This is a genomic window from Rheinheimera sp. (assembly GCF_036568245.1).
GTDB lineage: Bacteria > Pseudomonadota > Gammaproteobacteria > Enterobacterales > Alteromonadaceae > Alishewanella.
In genome coordinates, this window is the sequence record NZ_DATCSY010000328.1 from 1 (window position 1) to 5,444 (window position 5,444).

4 protein-coding genes are annotated in these 5,444 nt (G+C 47.8%); 1 reads left to right on the plus strand and 3 read right to left on the minus strand.

The genetic code is table 11. The features are described 5' to 3' along the window. Window positions 1-10: 10 nt before the first annotated feature. Window positions 11-865 (minus strand): HTH-type transcriptional regulator HdfR, encoded by an 855-nt coding sequence (hdfR, locus tag VIN66_RS14715; RefSeq protein WP_134055536.1) that lies wholly within the window; start codon window positions 863-865, stop codon window positions 11-13. Between the two features lie 129 nt (window positions 866-994). Here hdfR and maoP point away from each other — a divergent pair, with 129 nt between their 5' ends. Beyond that, complete coding sequence (maoP, locus tag VIN66_RS14720; protein WP_134055534.1) at window positions 995-1,342, plus strand: DUF413 domain-containing protein; 348 nt, start codon at window positions 995-997, stop codon at window positions 1,340-1,342. A gap of 47 nt (window positions 1,343-1,389) precedes the next feature. On the opposite strand, the gene VIN66_RS14725 is transcribed toward maoP, so the two are convergent. Both VIN66_RS14725 and VIN66_RS14730 read right to left on the minus strand, forming a co-directional pair. Next, window positions 1,390-3,591 (minus strand): putative bifunctional diguanylate cyclase/phosphodiesterase, encoded by a 2,202-nt coding sequence (locus tag VIN66_RS14725; protein WP_331924683.1) that lies wholly within the window; start codon window positions 3,589-3,591, stop codon window positions 1,390-1,392. Between the two features lie 76 nt (window positions 3,592-3,667). Continuing rightward, window positions 3,668-5,444, minus strand: a 1,777-nt coding sequence (locus tag VIN66_RS14730) for an insulinase family protein (protein ID WP_331924684.1), incomplete at its 5' end; no start/stop codon positions are given.

Below are 5,444 nucleotides of genomic sequence, written 5' to 3' on the forward strand. Positions count from 1 at the left end.
CCTGAGTTTTTCAGCGTTGCAACAGCGCGTTTCGTAACTGCGTAACAATCTCACCAATTTGCTTGCGTGGCGTCGCTTTAGGCAGCGATATTGCGAACAGCTCTCTGGTCATTACCGGAGCGTCTTTAATCAGCGTCAAACTGCTGTCAGCCATCAGATTCTGCACCATAGTCTCCGGCAAATAAGCTGAACCACCACTTTGCTGCATCAGTTCCAGCGCGATGCGTGCGCTGCCAGTGCGGATGTAAGGTGCTGGCAGTTCCGGAAAGAAGCGGGCGTGCTGTGTATCAAAGGCGGTACCCCAATCAATATGTATGTAACTGTGCCGCATCGCGCTGGCAGCATTATTGTCGGCAAAGGTTGTAACTGGTACCAGTTTGACATCACCCAGCTTATCTATTTGCATTTCGTCCATTTTAGGCGCGTCGAACAAGATGGCTAAATCAAGGTGCCGCTCCAATACCTGACGTGCTATCTGATCTTTGCCCAATGATTCTGCCCGCCAGGACAGATCAGGTAGGGCTTGCTGCAATCTGATAAAGCCCTGCAGTAAAAATGCATCCCAGACATTCGCAGTTGCTGCAATGGACAGCGGTACTGCTTGTTCTGCACTGACCGCCATATCCTGCTTGGCACGTTGCAGTGCTGCCAGCATAGCTTCTGCATGCGGTAACAGGCGCTCACCGGACGCGGTAAGCTGAATATTATTGCGATAGCGGCTGAACAGGTTTACCCCTAATTGTTGCTCAAGCTGACGGATACGAAAACTGACGGCTGACTGTGTTAAATAGAGATTTTCGGCGGCTTTACCAAAATGTCTGGTACGCTGAACTTCGATAAAGGTTTTAAGCAGTTCGGTATCCAAATTTGACCCTTTAAAATATTTATGGTGTCGATAAAAAATATTTGTTTTACGACAGGAATATTGTTAACCATACTCCGCACAGTTTAAACAGGCTGGCTTGATATTCAACGAGATTAGAGGAAAAAAGTGATGCAGCAAAGTTTTGTCGCTAACCGTCGCTTTTTCGATGACCGTAATTTCCCAAAAGGATTTACGCGGTCCGGGCGCTTTACTCTGGCAGAAGGTAATATGCTGGAGAAACATGGGGTGGCAATGCAGGAACTGGAGCAGGGCAGTCGTGCTCCAGTGAATGATGAAGAGAAACGCTTTATTGCAGTGTGTAAAGGCGAAGAGCCTGCCACCACAGCGTTTGAAAAGACCTGGCTGAAGTACCGGCAACGGCTTGCAGAAAAGCGCAAGTTTCATACGGTGTTTGGTAAGAAGCGTATTGCCGATGGCAGTGACGACTTCTCTTACGTCGAGACAGATGCTGATTAACAAAAAAAGCCCCTGCACTTAGGGGCTTTTTTGTGGCTGCAGGCTAATTAAACAGGTACGGCGCTGAGTTTGATGCGACGGGCTTTTTGCTCCTGCAGAAACTGGGTAAATTCGCTGTCGGAAAGCGGCTTACTGTAGTAGTAGCCTTGTATCACATCACAGCGAAGCTTGCGTAGCATTGCCAATTGCTCTTCCTGCTCAACACCTTCAGCAACCACACTCAGGCTCAGGTTGTGGGCTATCGTCATAATGGTATCAACCATATTGCGGCCGCGGGCGGTATTCATATCATCGATAAAGGCTTTATCGATTTTAAGCGTGTTAAGCGGAAACTGTTTCAAGTACGCCAATGACGAATAACCGGTGCCAAAGTCATCCATTGCCAGATGAATACCGCGGGCACGCAGTTTTTTCATTGTCTCAATCGCCTGTGGTGGGGATTGCATAACAGTGCCTTCGGTGATCTCAAGCTCAAGATGATAAGATGGCAGCTCAGCTTGCTGCAAAGTGTCGTCAATTAATTCACATAAATACGGCAGACTAAACTGACGTGACGATAAATTTACTGCAACCCGGCCCTGAAACAGCCCTTGATCTATCCAGCCTTTAACGGCCAGACACGCCTTACGCAATACGACTTCACCAATTTCAATTATCTGACCGGTTTCTTCTGCTACCGGAATGAAGCTGGCAGGGCTTACGATACCGCCTTTAGGGGTAATAAAGCGCACCAGCGCTTCCATACCGACCAGCTGGCCGCTAACAATGTCCATTTTCGGCTGGTAGTACACGGCAAAGTAATCTTCTTTTAAACCATGCCGTATCAGGTTTTCCAGCTGCAGTCTTTTGACCGCTAATTTATTCATTGAATCATTAAAGAACAGATACCGGTTTGCACCCTGGCTTTTAGCGTGGTACATCGCCGTGTCCGCATTTCGCAGCAATGCCTGCGGGTCCATGCCGTCATCCGGGAACAGCACTATACCAACACTGCTGGTTATCACCAGTTCATGCTGGTTGACCAACAGCGGCTGGTTGATTAATGCCAGCAGCTCTTTTGCCAACGAGGTGATATGATGCAGATCATTGGTCTGATCCAACATAATAGCGAATTCATCACCACCAAGACGGTATAGTTTACTGCGGTATTTACTGTAACTGCTTAACCGATCAGCCAGTTTACACAGCAGGCTGTCGCCCAGTTCATGCCCAAGTGAGTCATTGATTTTTTTAAAGTTGTCTAAATCAAACACCAGCAAAGCGTGCTCAGTTTTGCTGCTGACGAGCTCTGCCAGCTTTTGCATAAACTGGGCCCGGTTGGGTAAGCCGGTTAGGGTGTCGCTGTTGGCAAGGCGGTGCAGCTCGGCTTCACGTTGTTTACGTTCGGTAATATCTGAAAACACAGCAACATACTGAGTAACATTGCCCTGGTCGTCTTTTATCTGATCAAAGGTCAGTTCCGCCTGATAGATGTTGCCGTTCTGATGCTGCTCCTGAATTTCGCCACTCCAGGTACCGGTTTTAGCCAATTGTTTATGCACGTCGTGCATAAAGGCGCTGGGATACAGGGAAAGCTCAAAGCGCTGTTGCAGTATTTGTTCGCGGTTTTTGCCGGTGATTTTACTAAAAGAGGGGTTTACTTCGAGAATGGTAAAATTGGTGTCACAGATAACGACAGCGTCGGATATTGTTTTCAGGCAGCGCGCAAATAGCTGCAATTGCTCTTCAGTCTGTTTCAACTGATTAATATTTTTCAGGGTGCCTGTCATCCTGGCTGGTTTGCCGTTAGCAGAAAAAACAACCGTCTTACCGCGGTCTAATACCCAGATCCAGTTGTTGTCAGCGCCCTTTAAGCGGTACGTCGCTTCAAAATGTGCGGTTTTACCGTCCAGATGGTCTTGTAATAACTGGCTGACCCGCTCCAGATCCTGCGGGTGAATTTGGGCTTTATTTGGTGGGAAATCCTGTGATTCAGGTGTCAGTTCGACCGGATGTAACCAGGAACTTGAACGGTATAATTCGCTGCTACCGATTTTCCAGTCCCATAACTCGTCGCCGCTACCCCACAAGGACAGGCGCAGCCGTTCTTCACTTTGTTCGAGTTTGGTTTGATAACGCCGCATTTTCACAATGCTAAGATGCGCCAGAACCAAGGCACCGAAAGAGCCCAATAGCACCAGGCTTAGCGTATAAGGTTGCAGGTAATCCCAACCCGTTGCATATAAGCTAAAAGGTAGGCTGCTGAACAAAATAGCGCTGATTATTATAATAATTTTTTGCTTTAGTGACACTTATAGCAGCTACCGTATAATAAGAGTTTCCACGTTATATAACTTTATCTGTAGTGTCAAAATCAATTTGTGTTTGTTTCAGCTGCTGCTTCAGGCTTTGTGGGTCACTGAAGCGCAAGTGGCTATGTTCTGGCTTGCTATCTGTAGCCAGAAAGATTGCGTCATAATCGGGTAACAGTAGTTGCTGTAAAAACCCGGTAAACTGCTCCAGCGTGAGTTGTTGCATGCTTTGCACAATACGTTCATTTAGCGCAAAGCTGTAATCCTGTTGGCCTAATGCCAGCCAATAACGTTTTGCCCTGGCGCCCAGGCTGTTATCACGTTCGTTGAGCTGCGCTAATATTCCGTGCTTAATTTCGGCGAATTCCTCGGCAGATAATGTTTCAGTGTCAGATAAAAAAGCGCGGAAAAACATCACTGTTGCTTCATACAAGGTATCACAACGGGTTGTTGGTGATTGCACATAAAAAGCTATGCCGGGTAGCATATTAATAGGCACATAGCCGGTTCCTACCAGATAACCGAGCTGCTGCTCAGTGCGAAGCTGGTGAAAGTACTCCGGCGACATAACATGGTTAGCAAGCATAAACAGCGCCATTTGCTCAGGCGTGGCGTGTTGTGCAGGCAGGTATATTACCAACGCATGATCGCTGTGCTCTACGTCCAATTGCAGCCACACGGGCCCCAGCCCCTGTATGTTAAATTGGGGATTCGGTAATCTGTTTCCTGTATCAGGCAGCTTTGTTTGCCACTGTTTCAGGATCGTAGTTAGTTGCTGGGCCTGATCTGATGTCCAATTACCAAGCATCAGACTTTCAATATGTACCTGCTGCAGTAATTGCTGATGAAATTGTATGAAGCTCTGGAAATCCAGCTCTTCCAGTGCGTCGGCCAGTATATCTATTTCTGGGTTTTGTGGCTGTAATAAAGCCGAAAGCTGACTAAACAAGCGTGCTACCGGCTTATTTTTGCTGCTGTTACGCCAGTGCCGGCTGAGTTGACGTTTAAGTTCACTAAAGCGGTGCGCACTGAAATCCTGCTGCAGCATCTGTTGCAGTAAATCCTGTAACAGCCTGAGTTGGTTAGCACTCAGACCGCTGGTATGAATACTGATACCCTGACGCTGGACATGGAGGTTGTACACCAGGCCGATAGTCGTTGCGGCATAGAATTGCTGGTTAATGTTGTCCAAAAAAAGCTCCACCCAAAGCCGTGTCGCGGCCAGTTGCCGGCAATTCCCCAAACTTTGTGGCAAACTGAGCTGGACAAACAGGTGGCCTTTGGGGCTGGCGAATTCGGTATCGGCTTTATACCAGACACATAATGCATTTTCATCGTGAATACACACCGGACTGTCCATATGTTCGTCCGGTGCCAGCAGCATGATGTCACCATCAAGATACGGGTTGGTAGCAGGTAAACGTAGCTTAGGATCGGGTTTAACGTTGTTGAGCTGTGTTAATAACTCAGGGGGCAGCTTGTCAATGCTGTAAGGCGTGTGGTACCAACGTGCTTGCTGGTGTACCGGTACGCCAGGTGCAATCAGCATCAGGCGCATATTTTCACTGGTAAAGTAGCCGAGTACCTGTTGATACAAAACCTCGTCTGGCTGCTCCATCCGGTAGTCGCCAAAAATAATGTCGTGTACAGGATAATGTTGCATGCTGACTGACAGATGAGTTGCTGTTTGCAGCGCGGTAGCCGGTTCCTGATAAAGATATGCCCAGTGCAGTAATTTTTGCCGCTCTGCAAATAGTGGCTGTGGCAGTGGGCCAGCTTTTAGCATTGCCAGCATACTAAAAAGCGCCTGT